The organism is Ectobacillus panaciterrae DSM 19096, from assembly GCF_000430785.1.
Lineage (GTDB): Bacteria > Bacillota > Bacilli > Bacillales > Bacillaceae_G > Ectobacillus > Ectobacillus panaciterrae.
In genome coordinates this window covers 12,409-38,746 of sequence record NZ_AUMR01000004.1, presented here as the reverse complement: position 1 = coordinate 38,746, position 26,338 = coordinate 12,409, and the positions used below count along the sequence as shown (strand labels likewise).

The 26,338-nt window shown below is 42.7% G+C and carries 23 protein-coding genes and 1 pseudogene; 21 read left to right on the top strand and 3 right to left on the bottom strand.

The window, feature by feature from the left end:
• Nucleotides 1–91 precede the first annotated feature (91 nt).
• A complete protein-coding gene (locus H540_RS31250; RefSeq protein WP_081414980.1) occupies nucleotides 92–1,312 on the top strand; it encodes a WXG100 family type VII secretion target in 1,221 nt (406 codons plus the stop codon).
• A complete protein-coding gene (locus tag H540_RS0101705; protein ID WP_028399132.1) occupies nucleotides 1,296–1,904 on the top strand; it encodes an immunity protein Imm33 domain-containing protein in 609 nt (202 codons plus the stop codon). Before H540_RS31250 ends, H540_RS0101705 begins: the two co-directional genes overlap by 17 nt.
• Nucleotides 1,905–2,269: 365 nt before the next feature.
• On the opposite strand, the gene H540_RS31685 is transcribed toward H540_RS0101705, so the two are convergent.
• A complete protein-coding gene (locus tag H540_RS31685) occupies nucleotides 2,270–2,416 on the bottom strand; it encodes a YycC family protein (protein ID WP_081414965.1) in 147 nt (48 codons plus the stop codon).
• A 50-nt stretch (nucleotides 2,417–2,466) separates the two neighbouring features.
• On the opposite strand from H540_RS31685, the gene H540_RS0101695 reads away from it, so the two are divergent.
• Nucleotides 2,467–3,195 carry a glycerophosphodiester phosphodiesterase gene (locus H540_RS0101695; RefSeq protein ID WP_028399131.1) on the top strand — a complete coding sequence of 243 codons (729 nt, stop codon included), beginning with the start codon at nucleotides 2,467–2,469 and terminating at the stop codon, nucleotides 3,193–3,195.
• A gap of 190 nt (nucleotides 3,196–3,385) precedes the next feature.
• Here the strand turns inward: H540_RS0101695 and H540_RS0101690 are convergent, their stop codons facing one another.
• Nucleotides 3,386–3,619: a DUF2627 domain-containing protein gene (locus H540_RS0101690; protein WP_028399130.1), complete on the bottom strand. Its 234-nt coding sequence runs from the start codon at nucleotides 3,617–3,619 to the stop codon at nucleotides 3,386–3,388.
• A gap of 135 nt (nucleotides 3,620–3,754) precedes the next feature.
• On the opposite strand from H540_RS0101690, the gene H540_RS0101685 reads away from it, so the two are divergent.
• The 8 genes from H540_RS0101685 to H540_RS0101650 all read left to right on the top strand — a co-directional run bounded on the left by H540_RS0101685 (nucleotide 3,755) and on the right by H540_RS0101650 (nucleotide 13,955).
• Nucleotides 3,755–5,821 carry a sigma 54-interacting transcriptional regulator gene (locus H540_RS0101685; RefSeq protein ID WP_028399129.1) on the top strand — a complete coding sequence of 689 codons (2,067 nt, stop codon included), beginning with the start codon at nucleotides 3,755–3,757 and terminating at the stop codon, nucleotides 5,819–5,821.
• A gap of 196 nt (nucleotides 5,822–6,017) precedes the next feature.
• Nucleotides 6,018–6,911, top strand: a complete 894-nt coding sequence (gene yqiS / locus H540_RS0101680) for a phosphate butyryltransferase (protein WP_028399128.1) — start codon at nucleotides 6,018–6,020, stop codon at nucleotides 6,909–6,911.
• 27 nt (nucleotides 6,912–6,938) lie between these two features.
• Nucleotides 6,939–8,033, top strand: coding sequence for a branched-chain amino acid dehydrogenase (bcd, locus tag H540_RS0101675; RefSeq protein WP_028399127.1), 1,095 nt, complete (start codon nucleotides 6,939–6,941; stop codon nucleotides 8,031–8,033).
• A gap of 62 nt (nucleotides 8,034–8,095) precedes the next feature.
• Nucleotides 8,096–9,196 (top strand): butyrate kinase, encoded by a 1,101-nt coding sequence (buk, locus tag H540_RS0101670; RefSeq protein WP_028399126.1) that lies wholly within the window; start codon nucleotides 8,096–8,098, stop codon nucleotides 9,194–9,196.
• A 5-nt stretch (nucleotides 9,197–9,201) separates the two neighbouring features.
• Entirely contained in the window at nucleotides 9,202–10,623 is a 1,422-nt protein-coding gene (lpdA, locus tag H540_RS0101665; RefSeq protein WP_028399125.1) for a dihydrolipoyl dehydrogenase, read from the top strand.
• A gap of 18 nt (nucleotides 10,624–10,641) precedes the next feature.
• Entirely contained in the window at nucleotides 10,642–11,646 is a 1,005-nt protein-coding gene (locus tag H540_RS0101660; RefSeq protein ID WP_028399124.1) for a thiamine pyrophosphate-dependent dehydrogenase E1 component subunit alpha, read from the top strand.
• A 13-nt stretch (nucleotides 11,647–11,659) separates the two neighbouring features.
• Nucleotides 11,660–12,643 (top strand): 3-methyl-2-oxobutanoate dehydrogenase subunit beta, encoded by a 984-nt coding sequence (gene bfmBAB, locus H540_RS0101655; protein WP_028399123.1) that lies wholly within the window; start codon nucleotides 11,660–11,662, stop codon nucleotides 12,641–12,643.
• A 16-nt stretch (nucleotides 12,644–12,659) separates the two neighbouring features.
• Nucleotides 12,660–13,955: a dihydrolipoamide acetyltransferase family protein gene (locus H540_RS0101650; RefSeq protein WP_028399122.1), complete on the top strand. Its 1,296-nt coding sequence runs from the start codon at nucleotides 12,660–12,662 to the stop codon at nucleotides 13,953–13,955.
• Nucleotides 13,956–14,391: 436 nt separating this feature from the next.
• On the opposite strand, the gene H540_RS28760 is transcribed toward H540_RS0101650, so the two are convergent.
• Nucleotides 14,392–14,544, bottom strand: coding sequence for a YflJ family protein (locus tag H540_RS28760; protein ID WP_155890908.1), 153 nt, complete (start codon nucleotides 14,542–14,544; stop codon nucleotides 14,392–14,394).
• 144 nt (nucleotides 14,545–14,688) lie between these two features.
• Between H540_RS28760 and H540_RS0101640 the strand changes: the two genes are divergently transcribed.
• From H540_RS0101640 to H540_RS0101585, 10 genes and pseudogenes are all read left to right on the top strand, one after another.
• A complete protein-coding gene (locus tag H540_RS0101640; protein WP_028399121.1) occupies nucleotides 14,689–15,384 on the top strand; it encodes a DUF421 domain-containing protein in 696 nt (231 codons plus the stop codon).
• Nucleotides 15,385–15,465: 81 nt separating this feature from the next.
• The gene (locus tag H540_RS0101635; protein ID WP_028399120.1) at nucleotides 15,466–15,927 is read left to right on the top strand and encodes an NUDIX hydrolase; all 462 of its coding nucleotides are present in this window, start codon (nucleotides 15,466–15,468) and stop codon (nucleotides 15,925–15,927) included.
• A 220-nt stretch (nucleotides 15,928–16,147) separates the two neighbouring features.
• A complete protein-coding gene (locus H540_RS28755) occupies nucleotides 16,148–18,127 on the top strand; it encodes a methylmalonyl-CoA mutase subunit beta (protein ID WP_051316950.1) in 1,980 nt (659 codons plus the stop codon).
• Nucleotides 18,124–20,277, top strand: a complete 2,154-nt coding sequence (gene scpA, locus H540_RS28750) for a methylmalonyl-CoA mutase (protein ID WP_034670143.1) — start codon at nucleotides 18,124–18,126, stop codon at nucleotides 20,275–20,277. The genes H540_RS28755 and scpA overlap by 4 nt, the downstream gene beginning before the upstream one ends.
• A gap of 3 nt (nucleotides 20,278–20,280) precedes the next feature.
• The gene (meaB, locus tag H540_RS0101620) at nucleotides 20,281–21,396 is read left to right on the top strand and encodes a methylmalonyl Co-A mutase-associated GTPase MeaB (protein WP_028399119.1); all 1,116 of its coding nucleotides are present in this window, start codon (nucleotides 20,281–20,283) and stop codon (nucleotides 21,394–21,396) included.
• A 59-nt stretch (nucleotides 21,397–21,455) separates the two neighbouring features.
• Nucleotides 21,456–21,890, top strand: coding sequence for a BrxA/BrxB family bacilliredoxin (locus tag H540_RS0101615; RefSeq protein WP_028399118.1), 435 nt, complete (start codon nucleotides 21,456–21,458; stop codon nucleotides 21,888–21,890).
• A 121-nt stretch (nucleotides 21,891–22,011) separates the two neighbouring features.
• Entirely contained in the window at nucleotides 22,012–23,328 is a 1,317-nt protein-coding gene (locus H540_RS34180; RefSeq protein ID WP_051316949.1) for a hypothetical protein, read from the top strand.
• A 99-nt stretch (nucleotides 23,329–23,427) separates the two neighbouring features.
• Complete coding sequence (sigI, locus tag H540_RS0101595; protein ID WP_028399117.1) at nucleotides 23,428–24,150, top strand: RNA polymerase sigma factor SigI; 723 nt, start codon at nucleotides 23,428–23,430, stop codon at nucleotides 24,148–24,150.
• Nucleotides 24,143–25,027, top strand: a pseudogene (locus H540_RS28730) (anti-sigma factor domain-containing protein); the annotation flags it as partial. The gene sigI and the pseudogene H540_RS28730, both read left to right, overlap by 8 nt.
• Nucleotides 25,028–25,482: 455 nt before the next feature.
• The gene (locus tag H540_RS0101585) at nucleotides 25,483–26,250 is read left to right on the top strand and encodes a transporter substrate-binding domain-containing protein (RefSeq protein ID WP_028399116.1); all 768 of its coding nucleotides are present in this window, start codon (nucleotides 25,483–25,485) and stop codon (nucleotides 26,248–26,250) included.
• The last annotated feature ends 88 nt before the right edge of the window (nucleotides 26,251–26,338 follow it).

The window sequence follows — 26,338 nt, the reverse complement described above, 5'->3', positions numbered from 1 at the left end:
AGAAGTTGCGAAAACTGGTATAAACATCTCTTTTGACTTAAGTTGGTGTGGTATGATTTTTATATACGAAAATAAGAAAGAAAGGGATGTTATGGTACAAATAAAGGTGACTCCTGAAAGACTAGAACAGGTAGCCAAAACAGTCAGGGATGGAAAACACCAGTTAGAAATGATACATAAAGACCTGTATAGTAAGACTGAATACATAGCCTCTCAATGGACTGGGGTAACAAGTCAAAGGTTTTATCAGATGTTTAATAATTCTAAGCCAAAAATGTTTGCTGTTACTCAAGTATTAGATTCACTTGCAGATAGTCTAATGCACTCAGCTAATAAATTTAGAGAAGCTGATGAACTTGTAGAATCAAATGTAGGTGCAACATGTGGCAAATTACTCGAAAAACCAATGATAGAAAAAATATGGGATGGGCTTTATGATGGTACAGAAGATGGTGTAGGAGACCTAATAGATGGATTCAAATCGTTAGGAGATTGGGAAACTTGGGAAGGCATGGGCAATGCTGTAATGCACCCTATTGACACAATTAGTAGTATGTATAATGTATTATCAGATTCCTTTATTAGAGATGTATGGAATGGTGATGCTGAAAGCAGAACAAGATGGGGAACATATGCTGTAACGCAAATTGGATTGGGCTTGCTTGGAGATAAGGGTATTAGTAAAGTTTCAAAGGTAGCAACAAGTACAAACCTTGTAAAGGGAATGTCAGCAGTAACAGATTCTACTAGGTATAGACAAGCAATTGACGTGTTAAATAATTATGTAGGTGGAACGGGAGAACGATTTGCTTATGCAGGTGTTGGTGGAAATGTTTTAAAGTCTAGCTTTGACGATGTAACCTTCAAAGAAGCTAAGGACTTACTAAATAATTTTGCAGTTTCTAAGGCAGAATATAAAGATTTAAGAAAGAGGTCACCAAATGATAGGATAAGAAAAAGCGTAAATAAAGATGTACCAAAAGTTGACCCTGTATATGGTTATGAAGTTGAAAAACTTGAGGCTGATCACATTGTTCCGATGAAAGTAATAACAGAAATGGACGGCTTTGATATGTTACCAAGGGAACAACAAATAGAAGTGCTTAATCTAGATGTAAACTTTGTAGGGCTTGGAAAACCAACAAATGCCTCTAAGGGTGCAAAAGACTGGAGTACATGGTTGGGACACCCTGGATACGGAGAAGTTCCCGAAAATATAAGATTAGAAATGTTAGAACGTGAAAAAGTAGCTAAAGAAGCTATAAAAAAAGTTATAAAAGAGAGGTTGGAGTTACTTGAAAACGATAGTTAAAAATATAGGTGGTAAAAATATAATAGCTAAAGCAGAAGAACCTTTAAGTCCTCAAGTAGAAAAGTTATTTTATTTACTAACTACAGTAGAAAATAAACTGGTTGATGGATTTTCTATACAAGTTGGTTGGTCTATTTTTATTCTATCCGAACGTGAAGATGGGTATCACATTATTGTCCCAGATTATACAAAAAATCCTTTTAAAGATACTACAGAAGATTTAACAATTGCTTTATGGGTGCAACTGGAACAAGTACATTGTTTACGTCAGTTAAATATTGAAGGTGAAATGATAAAATTTAGCGATAAAATAGTGATTGCAAAAAACGTGTTGCAACTGGATGAGATTTATTTACAAAGGTCTAGTGATTGTGACAAAGACGATTCTGGTTGGTATATCGGTCCCGTTAATGAAGCAGAAGAAACAGGGGAATTGGAAGCAATTTATGCATATGAATTACTAAAAATTAGACCTTCAATTATTCAAGTTTTGGCCCTGCCTTATGAATATTTGGCAGTTTTTGAGAAAGATAACATCAAAGCAATTTTAAATGATAACGATGTTGACATTTGGAATGGAATTACAAACTAAAATTAGTTAAATCCAAACTCTCCGACGGCGGAGGTAACTAAACCATGTTTAACTTTTTGAAAAAACACATTGTATACAGGGCGATAGGTTTGTATGAAAAGCTGAAGGAGTTAAGTATATGAGGGTCTCGGAACGGCAGCTGGACGAACTGCTTATACATTTGAAGAGTACATTGCAAAATAAACCTTATCTAATGAAGCGGTGCGGAGTGTATTGGAAATGTGCGAGGAGGAGAAGCGGGAACAAATCGTTTATCATGTGAAGGACGTATTGCTTTCTGCCGGTTATGGATATGCCTTCTCTGATGACAGAAGATATGCTGCGAGAAGTAGGCATGTTATAAAAAGTCCTGATGTCAGGACTTTTTATTTTTCTTCTTCGCTTTGTTTTTCAAGCTCTACGAGTTTTTGAATGAGTATATGCTGAGGCATATGCATAAGTTGTTCGAGCGGCACGTTCAATGCCTTCGCAAGCTTAACAGCAGTATCAGGCGAAATTTGCAATGGGCGCATAATCAAACCTCCTTTTTCACTAGTATAACATAGAAAGGGAGTGATAAAAGATGACGATTATATTTGGGCATCGAGGAGCAGCCGGAACGTTTCCGGAAAATACAATGGTATCTTTTGCCGCAGCTGCCAGCCTGGGAGCGCAGGGAATTGAATTGGATGTGCAGCTTGCGAAGGACGGAACAATCGTCGTCATTCATGATGAAACAGTGAGTCGTACAACAAATGGAAAAGGTGCGGTGCGAACATATACATACGACGAATTAGCCAAACTTGACGCAAGCTATAAGTTTGGCAAGCAAGTAGGATTTTGTCCGATCCCGATGTTGGAACAAGTGCTCCGCTGGCTTTGTACAAACAGCTTGTTTATTAATATTGAGTTGAAAAATAATAAAGTCCCATATCATGGACTGGAAGAAGAAGTTGTCACGCTTATCCGGAAATATGAGATGGAACAGCGGACGATTCTCTCTTCCTTTAATCACTACAGCATGGCAAAGTGTCATCAAATGGCGCCTGATATTGAAACGGCTTTGTTATATAAAGAAGGGCTGCATAGTCCATGGGCCTATGCGAAAAAGATAGGAGCGAAATCCATCCATCCCAATTATAAATATATTTCGAATGCTATTATTGAACTTACTTTGGCAAATGAGGTAGAGGTTCGGCCCTATACAGTTAATAATGAGGATGTAATGCGTGAGCTCGTGTCTCTAGGTGTATCGGCTATTATTACAGATTATCCAGAAGTTGCGCGGCAGGTTCAAAATATGTACAAATAGAGTTTTAAACATTTCGTGTTTTTTTTAGAAATTGCTTGTATTCTTACCGAAAACATTGTATATATTATATTATAACCAGGTACTAATGTTAGGTTATAATTAATTGAGAAAATAGAAAAAACACCTTATCCTTTTTCAGAAGGGCTAAGGTGCGATTTTTTAACTTTGTGAAATACATAACATTTTATGGTCATTTTCGAAATCTTGCTTGTACTTTATTGCGTTTTCGATCACGGTAAAGAATAAAGCCCCCGAATATGTAGATACCGATCCCGAAGCAGATGACACCAATTCCGAACTGAAGCGGCAAAAACGGAATTGGAGAGATGAGAATTCCGAATACCGTGTCCCGCATGAGCTTGATTCCTACAACAGCCATCACGATGGGGATGAGCGCTAATAACAAAGCGGCATAACGATGCATAACAGTTCTCCCTTTCAAACAAATTCCTATATACAAGAGCATCTTACAATTCTTGTTTATTTGTCAAGCAGGAATTGAATGGGTAAGATAAGGGTATGAAAGATTTTGCACAACTTATGGAAGGGGATTAAGTTTGTGAAGCAAAAGGTATTGATTATAGGAGCGGGCAAAGGCGGGAGTGCGATTCTTCAACTGCTTCATAAATCTGATATAGCAGAAGTGATTGCTGTTGTAGATATTAAGGAAGATGCTCCGGGTATAAAGCTGGCTGCTGGATTTGGCGTTCCGGTTCAAAAGAGTTGGGAGGCAGTTGAGGAAGCGGATGTTATCTTTGATACAACGGATGATCAAAGTTTGTATCAAACTCTCGTGCAAGAACGAGGGAGAAAATCTTTGGTGGTGTCTGGATCGGTTGCAAACATTATTGCTCGGCTTATGCATGAAAAGGATGAGCTTATTGAACAATTAAGGGAGCAAACGTACCAGCGCGATTTAATTTTTAATTCTACGCACGACGGTATGATTGTAGTAGATCCTAGCGGATGCATTGTGCTTTTTAATAACAGTGCAGAAAAAATGATTGGCTATAAAAAAGCGGAAGTTATCGGAAAATATATATTAGAGGTTATTCCAAAAAGTAAGCTGCCTCGTGTACTGCAAACAAAAAGTGTTGAACTGCATCAAGAAGTAGAGCTTGAAAATGGGAAAAAAATTATTTCAACACGCATTCCTGTTATAAGTGATAAAGGGGAGCTGCGGGGGGCTTTTGCAGTTTTTACAGATATAACTGAAATTGTGAATTTGGCGGAAGAAGTTACGAATTTAAAGGAGATTCAGACGCTGTTGGAAGCGATTATTCAATCTTCAGAGGAAGCGATCTCTGTTGTAGATGAACAAGGGCGAGGTCTTCTTATTAATCCGGCCTATACAAAAATGACAGGTCTTTCCGAAGAGGCGGTTATTGGAAAACCGGCTACAGCTGATATTGCCGAGGGTGAAAGCATGCATATGAAGGTGCTGCAAACGCGCCGTCCTGTCCGGGGCATTCAAATGAAAGTCGGGTCGAAGAAAAGAGATGTAGTTGTAAACGTGGCGCCTGTTATTGTAGATGGCATCCTAAAAGGAAGTGTAGGTGTCATTCGTGACGTGTCTGAGATTCAAAAGCTGACTGATGAGTTAAGCCGTGCCCGTCAGATTATCAGAACGTTAGAGGCGAAGTACTCCTTTGAAGATATCATCGGAACTTCAGAAGACATTACTGCGGCTATTGAACAGGCGAAGCTTGGGGCAAATACTCCTGCTACGGTTTTACTGCGGGGAGAATCAGGAACCGGGAAAGAATTATTTGCGCATGCGATCCATAATGAAAGCCATAGAAAGTACAATAAATTCATTCGTGTAAACTGTGCTTCTATTTCTGAGTCACTGCTGGAAAGCGAATTGTTCGGGTATGACGAAGGGGCGTTCTCTGGAGCGAGACGCGGCGGGAAACGCGGTTTTTTCGAAGAAGCGAATAACGGAAGTATTTTTCTTGATGAAATCGGGGAACTGTCTGCGAATACACAGGCGAAATTGCTGCGTGTGCTGCAGGAGAAGGAAATTGTCCGTGTAGGGGGGACGAAGCCCATTCCGATTCACGTGCGCGTCATCGCTGCTACAAACGTTGATTTGGAAAAAGCTATTGCGGAGGGGAAGTTCAGGGAAGACTTGTATTATCGTTTAAATAAAATACCGATTTATATCCCGCCTCTTCGGCAGCGCAAAGAAGATATCCCGTTTATAGCGGAGCGGCTTATTCACAAAATTAATCAGGATTACGGGAGAAATGTAGAGGGCTTAACTAATGGCGCTATCCGTGCTTTGCGAGGATATGATTGGCCAGGCAATGTCAGAGAGCTTGAAAATATTTTAGGCAGAGCTATCATCTTTATGGGCTACAATGAGATGTACATTGATGTTCATCATCTCCCAGCCTTGAGCACATCCATTCCGGCTAAGCAGATACCGGATATAAAGGTGACTCCGACGGAGGAAGGTTCGTTGGAGGATATGGTAACGGAGTTTGAAGGTAAAATGATTACAGAGCATTTGAATCGGTTTGATGGAAACAAAACGAAAACGGCAAAAGCGTTAGGGGTTTCGTTGAGAAATTTATATTATAAGCTTGAAAAATATGATCGTGCAAAAAATGGCGTGCAATAAATTTCACAGTGTGCAAAAAAATGCACAGACTGCGAGATGAGACGGGAAGAGACAGAAAATTCGGCATGTAAGCGCTAAACATTGGTTTTGTAGTCTTTTTGAAGATTTTTTTTAAAGAATAGAGGGAACATAAAATTTGGCACACCTTTTGCAATGTAAGGAACGGGGGCGATGGGAAAGGATTGAGTGACAGAACATGAAATTAGACATGCTTATCGACCGCGCTGCTTTGCAGCCAAAGAAGACGGTTGCTGTAGCGGTAGCAGAAGATCATGAAGTAATGGAAGCAGTTTCAAGGTCAATACAAGCAGGATTAGCGAAGTTTCTTTTATTCGGAAGCGCAGAAAAACTGAGCGATATGCTGAAAGAGTATAACCTGCAAGAGTCAAAAGACATTCAAGTAAGGGCGTCTGGTACACAAGCTGCAGAAATGGCAGTAAAGGCTGTAAGAAGCGGCGAAGCAGACGTGCTGATGAAAGGTAACATCTCGACTTCAGCTATTTTAAAAGAGGTACTTAACAAAGAGTATGGGCTTCGTAAAGGTAAGGTCTTGTCTCACGTAGCTGTATTTGAGGTTCCGAATTATGATCGCTTCATATTCGTCACTGATGTTGCCATGAATATAGCGCCTGATTTGGAACAAAAAGCATCTATACTGCATAACGCAGTGGAAGTAGCGCGCTCAATTGGAGTTGACATGCCAAAAGTAGCCCCGATTGCAGCGGTGGAGGTAGTAAACCCCGCCATGCAAGCTACGATGGATGCGGCGCTCCTTACACAGATGAACCGCCGCGGTCAAATTCAGAACTGCATCGTGGATGGACCGTTAGCTTTAGATAATGCCGTCTCCAAACTTGCTGCAGAGCATAAAGGCATCACAAGTGATGTGGCAGGAGAAGCGGATATTTTACTCGTCCCGAATATTGAAACAGGAAATGTGCTTTATAAGTCGCTCGTCTACTTTGCAAATGCAAAAGTAGGAGCCATTATCGCAGGTGCGAAGGCGCCGATCGTATTGACGTCTCGATCAGATTCAGCTGAGGCGAAGGTATATTCATTAGCATTGGCAGTAGCAACTGCTTCACTATAAAAGGGTAAAACATAAGGGGGATTCACAATGGAAATTTTTAAATATATGGAGAAATATGATTACGAGCAATTGCTATTCTGTCAGGATAAAGCATCAGGATTAAAAGCAATCATTGCGATTCACGATACAACTCTAGGTCCGGCTCTTGGAGGAACGAGAATGTGGTCTTATGCTTCTGAAGAAGCGGCTATCGAAGATGCGCTGCGTCTTGCGCGAGGCATGACTTATAAAAACGCTGCGGCCGGATTGAATTTGGGCGGCGGTAAAACAGTGATTATTGGAGATGCGCGCAAGGATAAAAACGAAGCGATGTTCCGTGCTTTCGGTCGTTACATTCAAGGCTTGAACGGCCGTTATATCACGGCTGAAGATGTCGGTACAACTGTAGACGACATGGATATCATTCATGAAGAAACAGATTACGTAACAGGAATTTCACCTTCCTTCGGTTCTTCAGGCAATCCGTCTCCAGTAACGGCATTCGGTGTATACCGAGGCATGAAAGCTGCTGCAAAAGAAGCGTTCGGGACAGACAGCTTAGAAGGCAAAGTAATTGCTGTGCAAGGTGTAGGAAACGTTGCTTACAACTTATGTAGATATCTGCATGCAGAAGGCGCTCAGCTGATTGTAACGGATATTCATAAAGAATCTGTACAACGCGCAGTAGAAGAGTTTGGTGCGAAAGCTGTAGATCCGCAAGATATTTACGGCGTAGAGTGCGATATTTACGCACCGTGTGCACTAGGAGCTACAATTAATGATGAAACAATTACACAAATTAAGGCAAAGGTTATTGCTGGTGCAGCGAACAACCAATTAAAAGAAACTCGCCACGGTGATATGATTCATGAAATGGGTATCGTATATGCTCCGGATTATGTAATCAATGCCGGCGGTGTAATTAACGTAGCAGACGAGTTATATGGTTATAACAGAGAACGCGCTCTTAAAAAGGTAGAAGGCGTCTATGATAATATCACAAAGGTTATTGAAATTTCTAAGCGTGACGGCATTCCCACATATTTAGCAGCTGACCGTCTTGCAGAAGAGCGTATCGAACGCATGAAAAATTCTAGAAGCACATTCTTACAAAACGGCCATCATATTTTAAGCCGCCGTTAATGACCAAGAAGATGGAAGTTGTAAGCTTCCATCTTCCTGTAAGTTTATGGAGGGAAAAAACATTGTCCAGTTTTCGAATTCTTGTAATTAATCCGGGAAGTACGTCTACAAAGATAGGTGTATTTGATAACGAACGACCGATTTTTGAAGAAACGATTCGTCATGATGAAGAAGAAATCGCAAAATATAAACGAATTATCGACCAATATGAATTTCGCAAACAAATGATCTTGGAGGTACTGCACTCGCACGGCATTAACATCTCTAAGCTGAGCGCGGTTTGCGGACGAGGCGGACTGCTTCGCCCGATTGAAGGCGGTACATATGCCGTTAACGAACCTATGCTTTCGGATTTAAGAAACGGCTATAACGGTCACCATGCATCTAACCTTGGCGGCATTCTTGCTCATGAAATTGCAACGGGCTTAAATATTCCTGCTTTTATAGTAGATCCTGTTGTAGTAGATGAGATGGATGACATTGCGCGAGTGAGCGGAGTGGCAGGCATAGAGCGAAAAAGCATTTTTCATGCGCTGAACCAAAAGGCAGTAGCTCGAAATGTATCGAAGGAACTAGGAAAAAAATACGAGGAGCTTAACTTAATCGTAACTCACATGGGCGGCGGAATTACAGTAGGTGTTCATAAATGCGGGAAAGTCATCGATGTGAACAACGGTCTGCATGGAGACGGCCCATTCAGCCCTGAACGTGCAGGAACAGTGCCTGCAGGTCAGCTTGTGGAAATGTGTTTTTCAGGCGAGTATTATCGTGATGAGATGATGAAAAAGCTCGTTGGTCAAGGCGGATTAGTTGGATTACTCGGTACAAATGATGCAAGAAAAGTAGAGCAAATGATTGAAGAGGGCGATGAAACAGCTAAGCTAATCTATGGTGCCATGGCATATCAAATTGCAAAAGAAATAGGCGCAGCAAGCGCCGTGCTGCACGGAAAAGCAGATGCTATTATCTTAACTGGCGGTCTTGCCTACAGCAAGATGCTCGTGGAGGAAATAAGAGAACGTGTCGATTGGATTGCAGATGTAATTGTACATCCTGGAGAAAATGAACTGCAGGCTTTGACTGAAGGTGCGCTTCGCGTTCTTCGTGAAGAAGAAGAAGCGAAGGAATATATGGTGCGGGAAAAAGAAATGCTGAGGAGTTGAAGTAAATGGCGACAGAATATGATTTAGTCATTATCGGCGGCGGAACAGGCGGATATGTAGCTGCTATCCGCGCGTCACAACTGGGCTTGAAAACAGCTCTTGTAGAAAGTGGCAAGCTTGGTGGAACGTGCTTGCATGCTGGCTGTATTCCAAGCAAGGCATTACTGCGTAGCGCTGAAGTTTATGCTACAACAAAGAAAAGTGCAGAGTATGGCGTTATCACAAGCGGTATAGAGTTAGACTTCACGAAGGTGCAAGAACGCAAAGAAAAAATCGTAAACCAGCTTCATAAAGGTGTGCAGCATTTGATGCAGCAAGGGAAAATCGATGTATATGAAGGTTATGGCCGCATTCTTGGTCCGTCTATTTTCTCTCCGATGCCTGGAACTGTTTCTGTTGAAATGAATAACGGCGAAGAGAATGAAATGCTGATTCCGAAAAATGTATTAATCGCGACAGGATCACGTCCAAAACCCTTACCGGGTCTTGAGATGGACGGAGAGTATATATTGTCTTCGGATCATGCATTGCGAATGGAGCAGCTGCCTGAGTCTATCATTATTGTCGGTGGCGGTGTAATTGGTATTGAATGGGCTTCTATGCTGTCTGATTTCGGCGTGAACGTGACAGTGGTAGAATACGCAAATCACGTGCTTCCTTTAGAAGATCAAGATATCTCTAAAGAGATGCAGCGTCTGCTAAAGAAAAAAGGCGTTCAAGTTGTCACAGGCGCAAAAGTTCTGTCTGAAACGCTCGTAAAAGATAATGGTGTTTCCATCAAAGCGGAGCATAATGGCGAGCAAAAAGAGTTTAAAGCTGAAAAAATGCTTGTATCCGTGGGACGTCAAGCAAATATCGAAAACATCGGTTTAGAAAATACGGATATTGTTATTGAAAACGGCTATATCAAAACAAACGAGTACTATCAAACGAAAGAGTCTCATATTTATGCAATTGGTGATGTAATCGGCGGCTTGCAGCTTGCGCACGTTGCATCTCATGAGGGTATAACAGCAGTGGAGCATATCGTGGGGCAAAAGCCGACACCGCTTGATGCGTCACTTATTTCCAAATGTGTATACAGCAATCCGGAGGTTGCTTCTGTAGGATACACAGAACAGGAAGCGAAGGAAAAAGGCTTTAAAGTGAAAATAGGAAAATTCTCATTCCGTGCAATCGGAAAAGCGCTTGTATACGGCGAATCCGACGGCTTTGTAAAGCTTGTTGTAGATGAAGAAACAGATGATTTGCTCGGCGTTCATATGATTGGACCTCACGTAACGGATATGATTTCAGAAGCAGGTCTTGCACGAGTATTGGATGCGACGCCTTGGGAAATTGCAAAAACGATTCACCCGCATCCTTCATTATCAGAAGCAATCGGCGAAGCTGCGCTGGCAGTGGATGGAAAAGCATTGCATTCTTAATTTCGGGAGGGTATTTATATGGCTGAAAATATAAAAGCAAAACGCCATGATGAGCTTGGATTAAGCGATGAGAAAGTGTTGGAAATGTATCGTACGATGCTGCTTGCACGTAAAATTGACGAACGTATGTGGTTATTGAATCGCGCCGGAAAAATTCCGTTCGTTATTTCCTGCCAGGGGCAAGAAGCGGCGCAGGTTGGCGCATCCTTCGCGTTAGATCGTGAAAAGGATTATGTACTTCCATATTATCGCGATATGGGTGTTGTATTAACGTTCGGTATGACTGCAAAAGACTTAATGCTTTCCGCATTTGCTAAAGCGGAGGATCCAAACTCCGGCGGACGTCAAATGCCTGGACACTTCGGGCAAAAGAAAAATCGCATCGTAACAGGTTCATCTCCAGTTACAACGCAAGTGCCTCATGCAGTAGGCATTGCGCTTGCCGGCCGTATGGACGGTCAAGACCTTGTAACGTTTGTAACATTCGGAGAAGGCTCATCCAACCAAGGTGACTTCCATGAAGGGGCAAACTTTGCCGGCGTTCATAAGTTGCCTGTTATTTTCATGTGTGAAAACAACAAATATGCGATTTCCGTGCCGATTGAAAAGCAATTGGCGTGCAAAAATGTATCTGACCGTGCAATCGGCTATGGTATGCCTGGTTATACAGTGGACGGAAATGATCCGTTAGAAGTATATAAAGTGGTAAAAGAAGCTGTGGAGCGCGGACGCCGCGGTGAAGGACCAACATTGATCGAAACTATTTCCTACCGTTTAACGGCTCACTCTAGCGATGATGATGATCGTGCATACCGTTCTCGTGAAGAAGTGGAAGAAGCGAAGAAAAAGGATCCGGTTTATACGTTCGGCTTATATTTAAAAGAAACTGGCTTGCTGACTGATGAGCTGGAAAAGCAAATCACGGATGATATTATGCAGATCGTAAACGAAGCTACGGATTATGCAGAAAAAGCTCCATATGCTGAGCCGGAATCTGCATTAAAGCACGTATACGCGGAATAAGGGGGAAGTATCTATGGCTGTAATGTCTTATATCGACGCTATTACACTAGCAATGCGCGAGGAAATGGAACGCGATAAGCGCGTATTCGTACTTGGGGAAGATGTTGGACTCAAGGGCGGCGTATTTAAAGCGACACAAGGTTTATACGATCGATTTGGCGAAGACCGTGTAATGGACACACCTCTTGCAGAATCTGCGATTGCGGGTGTAGCGATCGGTGCAGCAATGTACGGCATGCGTCCGATTGCCGAAATGCAGTTTGCCGACTTTATTATGCCGGCTGTAAACCAAATTGTTTCAGAAGCAGCGAAAATTCGCTACCGCTCCAACAACGATTGGAGCTGTCCGTTAACAATTCGTGCCCCGTTTGGCGGCGGTGTTCACGGCGCATTATATCACTCTCAATCAGTTGAAGCTTTATTTGCGAATCAGCCCGGATTGAAAATTGTTATTCCTTCTACACCTTATGATGCAAAGGGGTTATTAAAGGCTGCGATTCGCGATGACGATCCAGTATTATTCTTTGAGCATAAGCGTGCGTACCGTCTGATTAAAGGCGAGGTGCCTGAAGATGATTACGTATTGCCGATCGGAAAAGCAGATGTGAAGCGTGAAGGAGACGATATCACAGTTATCACATACGGTCTTTGTGTGCATTTTGCCCTGCAAGCTGCAGAAAAGCTGGCGCAGGATGGAATTTCTGCACACGTTTTAGATTTACGTACAATCTATCCGCTTGATAAAGAAGCGATTATTGAAGCTGCTTCTAAGACAGGTAAGGTTCTTCTTATTACAGAGGATAATAAAGAAGGTAGCGTAATAGGCGAAGTAGCAGCAATTATTGCCGAGAATTGTTTATTTGATTTAGATGCTCCGATTGCGCGCCTTGCAGGACCGGATGTGCCGGCAATGCCTTATGCACCGACAATGGAGAAATTCTTCATGGTGAACCCGGATAAGGTTGAAAAAGCGATGCGCGAATTGGCAGAATTCTAATCAGGGAGGGATCATGATGGCTGTAGAAAAAATTACAATGCCTCAGCTCGGCGAGAGCGTAACAGAGGGTACAATCAACAAGTGGCTCGTATCTGTAGGAGACCATGTCAATAAGTACGATCCGCTTGCAGAGGTTATGACAGATAAAGTGAATGCAGAAATTCCTTCTTCTTTTTCTGGTGTCGTGAAAGAACTGATTGCAAATGAAGGCGACACGCTGGCAGTAGGCGAAGTAATTTGTCTTGTGCAATTAGAAGGAGCGGAAAAAGAAGCAGCTGCGACTGCAGTGGAAGAAAAAACAGAAACGGTAACAGCGGCTGCTCCGGAACAAAATAACACAAGCAAAGCGCGTTATTCTCCTGCAGTATTAAAGCTTGCCGGCGAGCATAATATTGACTTAAATCAAGTGCAGGGAACAGGAATGAATGGCCGGATTACCCGAAAAGATCTTCTCAAAATGATTGAATCCGGCAACATTCCGGTAAGTGCGAAACCAGAAGGAAAAGCAGCTGCAGTCGTCATGGAGGCGCCAAAAGTTGAACATCAGCCAAAGGAAGAAGTGCAGCCTAAACTTGAAGCAGCGAAGCCGGTTTCTGTTCCGACTGCACCTGGAGATATCGAAATTCCAGTATCCGGCGTACGCAAAGCTATTGCAGCGAACATGCTTCGCAGCAAGCATGAAGCGCCGCATGCATGGATGATGGTGGAAGTGGACGTTACAAATCTTGTTGCGTATCGCGGCAGTTTAAAAGATGAGTTCAAAAAGCGTGAAGGCTTCAACTTAACGTTCTTTGCATTCTTCGTAAAAGCGATAGCGCAAGCACTGAAGGAATTCCCGCAAATCAACTCTATGTGGGCGGGCGATAAAATCATTCAGAAGAAAGATATTAACCTGTCCATCGCTGTAGCGACAGAAACAGAGCTATTTGTACCTGTAATCAAGCATGCGGATGAGAAGTCCATCAAAGGCATCGCTCGTGAAATTTCCGATCTTGCACATAAAGTAAGAACGAAATCTCTAAAAGGGGAAGATATGCAAGGCGGAACATTTACGGTGAATAACACTGGTTCATTCGGTTCTGTCCAGTCTATGGGCATTATCAACTACCCGCAGGCTGCAATTCTGCAAGTCGAATCTATCGTGAAGCGTCCGGTTGTGATGGACAACGGCATGTTCGGCGTTCGCGATATGGTGAATTTGTGCTTGTCTCTTGACCACCGTGTGCTAGACGGTCTCATTTGCGGCAAGTTCTTGGCACGTGTGAAGGAAATTTTAGAAAACATATCAAAAGAAAATACGTCTGTATATTAAGAAAAAAGCTCACCTCGTCAGGTGAGCTTTTTTTTGAAACACCAGAAATTATAAAATCCTGCGGCAGTGCTTTCAATTCTTTTCCTTCATTTGAATCCCACGATGCTCACAGTATACAGTACATAAAATAACAAACCTGCATGCTTATATACAAGTGAATAAAAAACCGTCTTTTTATAGTGGGGAGAGATCATCCGGCGATGTGCAGAAGCGGTCAAACCTTTGGAGTGGTTCATACAAAGGTAAACCAGAGAGAAGAAGCATACAATACTCCCTTTTGGTTGTACATAGCACATGGAAATGTCGAATTTATAATTCCCCCATATATAGAATCCCTAGGTAAGGGCGTGAGGATCTGACCGTTACTATACGCGGCGGATTCGCTATCCCCACCTAAAAAGGATAAGCACGGTTTCCCCGTACTTCTTCTTTCTTATTACTGATTCTTTTGCTTTCCTTCCACATGAATGCGATACAAGTTCGCCAACACATACGTTCTGTACGATTCCAGCTTTTTTTGTTCGTATTTAGAAATGCCGACAGATTTTAATTGCTGAATGTACCATCCTTTAGAATAGATATGAGCCAAGGCGACAGCCCTCCCAAAAATTACTTTTATTACTTTATATATTGTGAGTGCGCACAACGAAGAACAAATTCTTTTGTGCATAGAAATAAAAGAAGAATATACGTGTAAGCAAATGGAACAAAATATAAAAAAAGGAGGGCCTGTATGCATTTGTTTTCTCCTGCAATACATTTAACAATTGCAGAATGGGCGGTTCGATCAGTGGTTGCGTATATATTTTTGCTTGTTGTAGCAAAGCTGATGGGGCAGCGCTCAATTTCACAACTGCGTTTTGTTGATGTAGTATTGGTACTCCTTCTTGAAGGTAATCTGTCCAATCCATTGACAGACGAACGGTTAGACTTGACAGGTGCCATGGTATCAACATTTGTTCTTGTATCTCTGCATACTTGCAGTTCTTTTTTAGGCTTGAAGTATGAATGGTGGAGAAGCTTTTTGGAGCCTCCTCCGCTTTTACTCATTCGAAACGGAGAAATTCAGGTTAAAAACTTGAGGCGTGCACGTATCACTATTGATTATTTGCTGTCTGAATTAAGACTGCAAAAGATTGAAGCGATTGAAAAAGTGGGGATTGCTTTATGGGAGCCGGGTGGACATATCTCTGCTTTCATGAAGCAGGAATATGAACCTGTTGCGAGAAAAGATGTTAATCTAGAAACAGAGCCTCTTTGTATGCCTCTTATTGTCATTAAAGAAGGAAAGATACGAAAAGAAGCGCTGGCATCTTTAGGGAAAAACGAGGAATGGCTTCGAGGAGAACTAGGGGGAACAAAGCTTGCAGATATTTTGTTGGCAACTGCAGACAGCAATGGAGCAGTCCGCCTTATTTTCAAAAGATAGCTTTTGTTTGTCACTTTTGCTGTTCTTATTGGCATAAGCTAGAGAGACAAAGCTGAAACTGAAACGGAAGGACTTGTTACGATGGGATACGTAGAAGAATTGAGAAAGCTGGTTGGTCACAGGCCCCTCATTCTTGTTGGCTCAGTCGTCCTTGTATTGGACAAGGAGGAGCAGGTTCTGTTGCAGCAACGCAAAGAGCCGCACGGTAAATGGGGATTGCTTGGGGGATTGATGGAGCTTGGCGAGTCTCCGGAAGATACAGCACTGCGCGAGGTTTGGGAGGAAGCGGCGATACGCGTATGCGATTTGCAGCTCATCGATGTATTCTCTGGAAAAAATCATTTTGTAAAGCTCGCAAATGGTGATGAATTTCAAACTGTCACCATCGCATACTACACGAATAAATATGAGGGAGCCATGCAAGTAAACAGAGAAGAGGCGCTGGACTTAAAATTCTTTCCGATAGACGCGCTGCCCGAATATATCGTCGGTTCGCATAAAAAGATGATTGAAATGTACATGAAAATGCGAGATACGAAGTAGAAGGCGTCAGAAGAAACTATTATAATAAAAAGCGGAAATGCAAAGCGGCGTGGAAGGTGACAAAAAAGTCTGAGAGGTTATTCTCTCAGACTTTTTTGTTTATAGCACAACTTGGAATTTGCCCTTTGCGGGATAAAGCGTTTTATAATACACTTAATATGTACGATGATTTTGAAAATTTAATATTGTTATAATTTATAGACGTCAAGGGGGGCTACAGATGGAGAAAGAGACGTTTCACGAATTTGAAGGGGCATCATATGAAGAGTGGAAACGATTGGCGGAAAAAGCGTTAAAGGGGAAGGCGTTTGACAGCCTGTTAAAGGAAACGTATGAAACTATTATGTTGAAGCCTTTATACACAAAAGAAGATGCTTATACAATGAAAGAGGCAGCTGCACTGCTTCCTGAAGCGTCAGACGGAATTGCACAGGAAATTTCAGCGCACAGCCCTCATGAAGCAAATCGTACTTTATTGCAGGCAATAGAACATGGTCAAGCTGTGGTTCATATTTTAGCAGATTGTGCCACGTTGCATGGGAGTGATTCGGATGAAAGTGAAGAAGCTCTTCAAAGCGGGATCCCACTCTGCAGTAAAGAAGATATTGAAAGCGCTTTTAACGAAATAGATCTTTCAAAACATCCGGTTCTGCTATATACCGGGTATGTGTCTTCGCCGCTTTTGGCGATGATTCTTTCTTACGGAAAAGAAAAAGGCTTCGCATTTAAGAGCATGCGAGGAACAATCGGCGCCGATCCTCTTGGATATTTAGCGGAGAATGGCGTTCTTCCTATTAAGTTAGAAGAGTGCTACGAAGCGATGAGCAAAACGATTTTGTGGAGCAAACTGCATGCGCCGAAGGTAAAGACCGTTTTTGTCCGTACAGATGCATATCATAATGCTGGTGCAAATGCAGTGCAGGAAATGGCGGCTGCGCTTGCGACGGCAGTAGAGTATATGCGGGAAGGCATGAAGCGAGGGCTAGAGGTAGATGCAATCGCACGCCAGTTCACCTTCAGCTTCTCTGCAGGAACACATTTATTTACAGAGATAGCTAAGCTTCGGGCTATCCGCGTTCTATGGAAAAAGGCAGCTGAGAGCTTTGGCGTGACGGACGGAAAGACATATATTCATGTGCGTACGTCTAAGCGTACAAAAACGCAGTATGACCCGTATGTGAATTTGCTTCGTGCTACAACAGAAGCGTTCTCAGCTATTACAGGAGGCGCGGATACGCTTCATGTAAGTACATATGATGAAGCTTTCGGTGTATCTCGTGAAAGCAGTGAGCGCTGGGCTCGAAACATTCAGCATATTTTGCGCGGTGAATCGCATTTGGCGAAAGTGCTGGACCCGGCAAGAGGCTCTTATTATGTAGAGGCTTTAACGAAGGAGCTTGCAGAGCAGGCATGGAGCTTATTCCGCCGGATTGAAGAAAAGGGCGGCATGAGCGTTGTGCTGAAACAAGGCTGGTTTCAGGAAGAAATCGCAAAAGTAGCGGCAAAACGTTTAGAAAATGTATCTTCTCTCGGGCAAAAGATTGTCGGAATAAATGTATATGTGAATAAAGCGGAGAGAAAAGCGTCGCAAAACAATAAGCAAAACGAGATGCAGCAACGTGTCGCATATATCAAACAGTATAAAGAACAACGCAATCCTTCCTTGCAGTATCCTGTGGAAAAAGCATTTGAGATGAATGAAATGATTCTTGCTTTCACTAAAGGCGCGACAATCGGAGAAATTACATCAGCATGGAAAGGCGAAGGCGAGAAGGTGCCAGCTCTTCAGCCGATGAGAGATGCAGAACCGTTTGAAGCGTTGAGAGAAGCTTCGGAAACATACGAGCGGTTAAAGGGAACTCTCCCGCAAGCGACCATTGTACAAATCGGCGAGGAGCAGAAGACGCCTCCTTATCTTGTGCCAGTTCTTGAAGGATGCGGCTTTGCAGTCAAAATAATCCGTGCAGCGTCTGGTAAAGAAATAGCTGCAGCTGATGCTAACATCCTTTTTGCATATGGAAGCGAAGAAGATTTGCAAGCTGCGAAGTTTACTGCAAAGAAGGTAGTGATTGTCAGCAAGCATGGAGAAAAATTTGAAAAACAAATGCTTGAAGCAGGTGTTACTGGCTTTATTGATAAGCCGAGCGCCTTGTTCTCATTCTTGCTTGAACTTCACAACGAGTTGGAGGTGATTGTATGAAAACGCCGGATTTTACAAAAATAGAGTTTTCTTCGTTGTTTGAAAATGCAGCGTGGACAGAGAAGGAAGCGTCCACGGCATATATATCAAACGAAAAAATTGAAGTGAAAACTGTGTATAAGGAAGAAGATATAGCCCATTTAGACTATTTGAATTTCAGGCCCGGCATGGCTCCGTATCACCGCGGACCGTATGCGCTGATGTATACGAACCGTCCTTGGACTGTCCGTCAGTACGCCGGATTTTCTACAGCGGAAGAAAGCAATGCCTTTTATAAGAGAAACTTGGCGGCGGGACAAAAAGGATTATCGGTGGCGTTTGACCTTGCTACCCATCGTGGCTATGATTCCAGTCACCCGCGCGTTGTCGGGGATGTTGGAAAAGCTGGCGTAGCCATCGACTCTATTTTGGATATGAAAGTATTATTCGATGGCATCCCTCTTGATCAAATGTCTGTATCAATGACGATGAATGGCGCAGTTCTTCCAATTATGGCATTTTACATCGTGACGGCAGAAGAGCAGGGCGTCAAACTGGAGCAGCTTACGGGAACAATCCAAAATGATATTTTAAAAGAATATATGGTACGGAACACGTACATTTACCCTCCTGAAACATCTATGAAGATTATTTCTGACATCTTTGCGTATACCTCTAAAAACATGCCGAAATTCAACAGTATCAGCATTTCAGGATATCATTTGCAGGAAGCGGGCGCACCGGCTGACTTGGAGCTGGCGTATACTTTGCTGAACGGGATTGAATACGTACGCACGGGAATGAAAGCGGGGCTTGATGTGGATTTGTTTGCTCCTCGTTTATCTTTCTTCTGGGCCATCGGCATGAACTATTTTATGGAAGTGGCAAAAATGCGGGCGGGCCGATTGCTATGGGCGAAGCTGATGAAGCAATTCGATCCGAAAAGCGAAAAGTCCCTTGCGCTTCGCACACACTCGCAAACATCCGGCTGGAGCTTGACCGAGCAAGATCCATTTAACAACGTAGCTCGTACATGCGTAGAAGCATTAGCAGCAGCACTCGGTCATACGCAATCGCTTCATACGAATGCGCTGGATGAAGCCATTGCTCTGCCGACGGATTTCTCGGCCCGTATCGCAAGGAACACGCAGCTCTATTTACAAGAAGAAACAGACATTTGCTCTGTCATTGATCCATGGGGCGGCTCTTATTATGTAGAATCGCTGACAGCCGAACTTGTCAAACGTGCATGGGAGCACATCGAAGAAATTGAAGATTTAGGTGGCATGACGAAAGCGATTGAAAAAGGTATTCCGAAGCTGCGCATTGAAGAGGCTGCGGCAAGAAGACAAGCTCATATTGACTCTGGCAAGGAGCCGATTATCGGCGTGAACAAATACCGTCTTGCACATGAAGATCCGCTTGAAATTTTAGATATCGACAATACGGCTGTATTGAAAAAGCAGCTTGCACGATTAGAGGAATTGAAGCGTACGAGAGATGAAAGAAGAGTGCAAGATACGCTCGAAGCCATCACAAAAGCGACAGAAACGGGCAAAGGAAACTTGCTGGAGCTGGCAGTTGAAGCCGCGCGTGCCCGTGCTACACTTGGCGAAATTTCCGATGCGATTGAGAAAGTAGCTGGTCGCCATAAAGCTGTAATTCAATCTGTAAGCGGCGTGTATCGTTCGGAATATGAAAATCAAATGGAAATCGAGCGTGTGCGCGAAAAGATTGATGCCTTTGCGCAAGAAGAAGGACGTCGTCCGCGTATTCTCATCGTAAAGCTTGGACAAGATGGTCATGACCGCGGCGCGAAAGTAGTCGCAACAGCATATGCCGATCTTGGATTTGATGTAGATATCGGACCGCTTTTCCAAACGCCTGAAGAAGCCGCGCGCCAAGCGGTGGAGAATGATGTGCATTGCATCGGCATGAGCTCATTGGCAGGTGGACATAAAACATTGCTGCCCCAGCTTGTGGAAGAGCTGCGCATGCTTGGCCGCGAAGATATCGTTGTCATTGTAGGAGGCGTTATTCCGGTACAGGATTACGAGTTTTTATACGAAAACGGTGCAGCTGCTATTTTTGGACCGGGTACGGTAATCCCTCAGGCTGCTGAAAAGATTTTGGAAGAAATTCAGATTCGCCTGGACGAGGAAGTGGAGTAAGCTATGTGTGACGAAATGAAGCGGCCGGAATGGGTTCCTTCGGAAGAGGAGCAGTCAGATGCATTTACTTCTATGGTAATAAAAGGAGTAACGCAGCCTTCTCCCCCGAAGAGCCCGGTACGTAAACGAAGCGTTTCAATCGATGAATTGACAGAGGGCGTAAGAAGCGATAACAGAACTCTTCTGGCGCAAGCCATTACGCTTGTAGAAAGCAGCGCCTCCAAGCATCGGGAAAAGGCGCAGCCGCTTATCGGACAGCTTCTTCCATACACCGGTAACTCCATTCGCATCGGTATCACCGGGGTGCCCGGAGCAGGGAAAAGCACCTTTATTGAAGCGTTTGGGACGATGCTTTGCGAAAAAGGCCATAAGGTTGCAGTGCTTGCGGTAGATCCGAGCAGTACGTTAACGCGAGGAAGTATTCTCGGTGATAAAACGAGAATGGAGCAACTCATACATCAGCCTAATGCGTTTGTGCGTCCATCACCATCCGGAGGCGCTCTTGGCGGCGTCAACCGTCGGACACGGGAAACAATGCTGTTATGTGAAGCGGCAGGCTATGATGTGATTATAGTAGAAACAGTCGGTGTCGGACAAAGCGAAGGAATGGTCCGCGATATGGTGGATTTCTTCCTGCTGCTCACGCTGACTGGAGCGGGGGATGAGCTGCAGGGCATGAAACGGGGCATTTTGGAGCTGACGGACAGCATATTAATTAATAAGGCTGACGGCGACAATAAGATTCGCGCCTTGCAAACGGCCTCGTTGTACACGCAAATGTCTCATTTGTTCCAGCCGGTAACGGAAGGGTGGACTGTTCGTATTAATGCTTGCTCTGCTCTTCATAAGGAAGGGCTGGAGGAATTTTGGGAAATTGTTCAAAATTTTGAAGAGAGCACAAAGGCTTCAGGCGTGTTTGAAAGAAGACGAAGCAAACAGAAGCGCAATTGGCTTTACTCCTCCATAAGGGAGCAATTGGAACAGTGCTTTTTCTCCAATCCGCTCATGAAAGAGCTGCTTCCCTTATATGAGCAGGAAATTATGGAAGGCAGGCAAACCGTTACGAAAGCAGTGGCGCAGCTTATGGAGCACTATTTGAACGGAAAAGAGTCGTTATAGTTGGTAATCCTCCCTCTGAATTGATAAGATAAACATAAAAGTCCTTAAGGAGGAAGATGATGGTCAACTTTAATTTTTTTATGAACGATGTCGTGCGTCAAGCACGTGAAGAAATCGTAGCGGCCGGCTATGCAGAATTAAAAACGTCTGAAGAGGTCGAAGGAGCATTTAAACGTCCGGGCGTGACATTGGTAATGGTAAATTCCGTGTGCGGCTGTGCAGGGGGAATAGCTCGTCCTGCCGCTGCACACGCAGTTCACTATGATAAGCGCCCAGATCATCTTGTAACTGTATTTGCAGGTCAAGATAAAGAAGCGACGCAGCATGCACGCGAATACTTTGAAGGCTATCCGCCGTCTTCTCCGTCCTTTGCCATTTTAAAAGACGGCAAAATCGCAACGATGGTGGAGCGCCATGAGATTGAAGGCCATTCGCCTATGCAGGTTGTAGAGAAGCTGCAGGGATACTTCGAACAATATTGCGAAGAGGTGTAAAAAGCTGACGAAAAGTCAGCTTTTTATTTTTTTTTTTAATAAAAAATTTTCTTCGACCCCCCTAAAATCTTTTCCTCCTCCGAATATGTATAGTGACGAAAGCAAATGGGGGAAAAGTGATATGAAACAATTTTTATTAAAAGGAACTATGACAACTATGCTGGCATGCAGTCCGTTTTTGGTGGGAACGGCTGCTTACGCGAGCGACAACACAAGCACGGAAAAAACAACAGAGACAGAAAAACCAGCTTTAGTACAGGGCGATTTCTTTTATTTCGCGAAGACGATGCTGGAAGATATCCGTTTGGCTCTTGCGACGAATGACTTGGCGAAAGCGAAGTTATTATCCGAACAAGCAACGGAACGAATCGCTGAAGCGCGTGTGTTAATCCAAGAGGGGAAAGACGATTTCACACAAGATACATTGAAAAAAGCAGCGGAGAACTTAGAAAAAGCAGATGAGCTTTCAGGAGAAGTGAAAGAAGAAAAAGATACAAAAACACTTGCTGAAAGTAAAGAGACAGATAAGTTGAAAGTCGCTGACGAAGAGAAAACAGAAAAAACTGCTGATGCAGAGAAAGCAGAAACAGAAAAAACTGCTGATGTAGAGAAAGTAAAAACAGAAAAAACTGCCGATGCAGAGAAAACAGAAACAGAAAAAACTGCTGATGCAGAGAAAGCAAAAACAGAAAAAACTGCCGATGCAGAGAAAACAGAAACAGAAAAAACTGCTGATGCAGAGAAAACAGAAACAGAAAAAACTGCTGATGCAGAGAAAGCAAAAACAGAAAAAACTGCCGATGCAGAGAAAACAGAAACAGAAAAAACTGCTGATGCAGAGAAAGCAAAAACAGAAAAGCCTGCTGACACAGAAAAAACAGAAGCGGCAAAAGTAAAAGTGCACATTGGACACAATATCGAAGCATTGGCAAAAGTGCTTGATAAAGTGAAAAATCCGAAAGCAAAAGCAGCGATTGCAAAAAATATAGAGAAGAGTTTCGCGAAAATTGCAGCTAAAATAGAAAAAGCACAAGAAAAGCAACAGCTTGTTATCGTAGGGGAAAGCAAACAAGCGGATCAAAATACAGAAGTAATTCCTGAAACACCGGTGGATACAGGCCAAGTGACACAGCCAGCGCAACCGGCACAACCGGCGCAACCGGCACAACCAGCGCAACCAGCGCAACCAGCACAACCAGCGCAGCCAGCACAAAAACCTGATGTTTCTCATGAGAATCATGGACAATCTGGGCAACAGGGACAATCTGGGCAACAGGGACAATCTGGGCAACAGGGACAATCTGGGCAACAAGGACAGTCTGGACAACATGGACAGTCTGGACAACATGAACAAAAAGAAAAGAAAGACCATCAAGATAACGATAAAAAAGACGGTCATAAAAAGAACGAAGACAAGAACGAAGACAAGAACGAATAGTACCAAGACAAGCACTGAGGCCCTGTGGTATAATGGTCACTTCTTAGAGAGAAGTGACCATTCTGCTATTTGTAGCAGAGGGGAGGAGGGGGATTACTTGTGTTAAGTTTGTTGATGAAAGTCATAAAAAAATCGGCAATAGAAGATGTAGTAGCCAACATACAAGAACATACAGAAGATAAGGAAGCTTTTATCGCACAGTATCAGCCTTTTATTCGAAAATCGATTTCGTCTGTCTGCCGCCGATATATTACGGAGCAGGATGATGAGTACAGCATTGGACTGTTTGCGTTTCACCAAGCAATTGAACAGTATTCATATAAAAAGGGAAAATCCTTTCTTTCGTTTGCTGAGCTTCTTATAAAAAGAGATGTAATTGACTATATCCGTAAAGAGTCCCGACATAACCTCGTCTTTTTAAAAGAAGACCAGCAAGAGGAAACGCTGGAAATGCAGGCATCGCTTACGGAATATATGAAAGAGATGGAAAACAGCAACCGCAGGGAGGAAATTCTTCATTTTCAAAGCGTACTGGCCGAGTTTAAAATATCGTTTGCAGAACTTGCAAAGGAATCCCCAAAGCATCGGGATACGCGTGAGCACTTAATTGAAATTGCAAAGATTATTATAAAAGAAGAGAAAATGATAGAAGAGCTGTTCCGAAAGAAAAAGCTGCCCCTCAAACAAATTGAACAGCATGTGAGAGCAAGCCGAAAAACGCTGGAGCGGCATAGAAAATACATCATTGCGATGTGCATTATTTTCATAAATAATTATACATACATTCTGGAGTATATAAGAGGGGGGATGAACGGTGAATAAAGGGATTGTGATGGATATACAAAAGCGCAGCATAGTCGTTCTGACACCGGACGGAGAATTTATCACTTGTAAAAGAAAACCGCACTCTTATATGATTGGGCAGGAAGTATCTTTTAACAAACAAGAACAAAGAGCGGCGCGTTTCTCGTTGCCGTCTTTATTAAAGCCTGCATCGCTGCTCGTCGCTTGTTTTTTATGTGTCTTTCTGTTTTTATATAATAAATCAGAAGAAAAAGCGCTTGCTTATGTTTCTATTGATATTAATCCGAGCTTGGAGGCAAGCGTGACAAAGGATCTTCGCGTGACGGAATTACGAGCTTGCAATGAGGATGGAAAGCGCATTTTAAAAGAAATGAAGCAGTGGAAAAATCAGCCGTTGCGGGACGTAGTTCGAGCTGTTGTAAAGCAAAGCGAAGAGGACGGATATTTAACAGATGAGAAACAAGTCATGTTAACATCTGTTGCAAAGGAAAAGACATTAGAGCCGCAGCTTGAGCAGACCATGCAAGGATTAAAGAACGAATATGATACAAAACATATTACAGTCGTATATGTGGAAAGCACTATGGAAATGCGAGAAAATGCCCGAAGAGCAGGGGTCAGCACAGGTGTTTATATAAAGCGGGAGAAAGAGAAGAAGCAACAACCTGTTACTGAACAGCCTGCACCTACACCTACACCTGCACCTGCACCTACACCTGCACCTGGGCAAGTGGAACAGCCCCCGCAGGTAAATTCGCAGCCGGATCTACCTCCGAATTCCTCTCCTCCTGTAGAGGAAGAAAGGCATGAGAAGAAAGAACAAAAAGAAAACCCGGTACAGCAGCCCCCGCAGTCAGAAAGAAATAATGGACATCAGGAAGAGAACAAAGATAAAGACCATAAAAAAGAAGATAAAGACCATGAAAAAGAAGACAAACACGTCCCTCCTTCCAAGCAGGAGGAAAAAGAAAAGAAAAAGTCATAGTACATTTAAAAAGCATAGGGTGTTGTACACCCTATGCTTTTTATGTATATTAAAATGATTTTAATATATAAAATGTATATAGATGTATAAAAATTAGTTTAAGGGATATGTTGGAATAAAATATTTTTGTATAATATTATAATATATCTTAGTAAAACGATGGGTATGAGTGAGGATAAGGAGATATATTTGAAATCCCTAAGCGAATGAAATAAAAATTCACCAAAAATAATATTGCATAAATATAAAAATGTGTTAAAATACATTTTGTAGAATAAAAATAAATAAAAATTTCCTTGCTTATGCAATATGTTTTTTGGATAATAGTAAGTAAATTCAGAGAATTATAAATAGGGGGAAGTAAGATGAAAAAGGTATTATCCATTCTTTTAGCAAGCTTGCTTGTAATCGGGGTGCTTGGCGCTTGTGCGAAAAAAGAAGACGGAGGCAAAAAGAAGGTTCTTACGATGGGAACTTCCGCGGACTATAAGCCTTATGAATACGTTGATTCCGCAAAAAGCGATCAGATTATCGGATTTGATGTTGATGTTGCAAAGTATATCGGTAAAGAACTAGGCTATGAGATCAAAATTACAGATATGGATTTTAACGGTTTGCTGACAGCGATGGAAGCAAAAAAAGTTGATTTTGTTATGGCTGGTATGACGCCGACTGAAAAACGCAAGAAAAACGCAGATTTCACAGATATTTACTTCGTAGCGAAAAACCTTGTTATTTCCAAAAACGGAGCAATTCAAAAGGTTGAAGATTTAAAAGGAAAAACTGTGGGTGTACAAACAGGATCTATTCAAGAAGGAAAAGCGAAGGATATGCAAAAAACAACAGACTTTAAGATTACAGACCGCAGCCGTATTCCTGAACTGTTTGAAGAATTAAAAGCAGGACGCGTAGATGCAATTATTGTTGAAGATACAGTTGCAAAAGGATATTTAACAAAGCTTACTGAGCTAAAAAGCATTGAGATTCCAGAAGCTGCTGAAGAAGCCGGATCTGCAATTGCGTTCCCGAAAGGAAGCAAAGAAACAGCAGAATTCAACAAAGTAATCAAGAAGATGAAAGAAAATGGCGAAATGGAAAAGCTTACTAAAAAATGGTTTGGTGGAGAGCAATAAGAACGATTTATACAGGAATCTCTTGGCGATGTTCAGGAGATTCCTTATTGACTTTATTGACGGTTCGCGAAACAGAAATTTGATACAA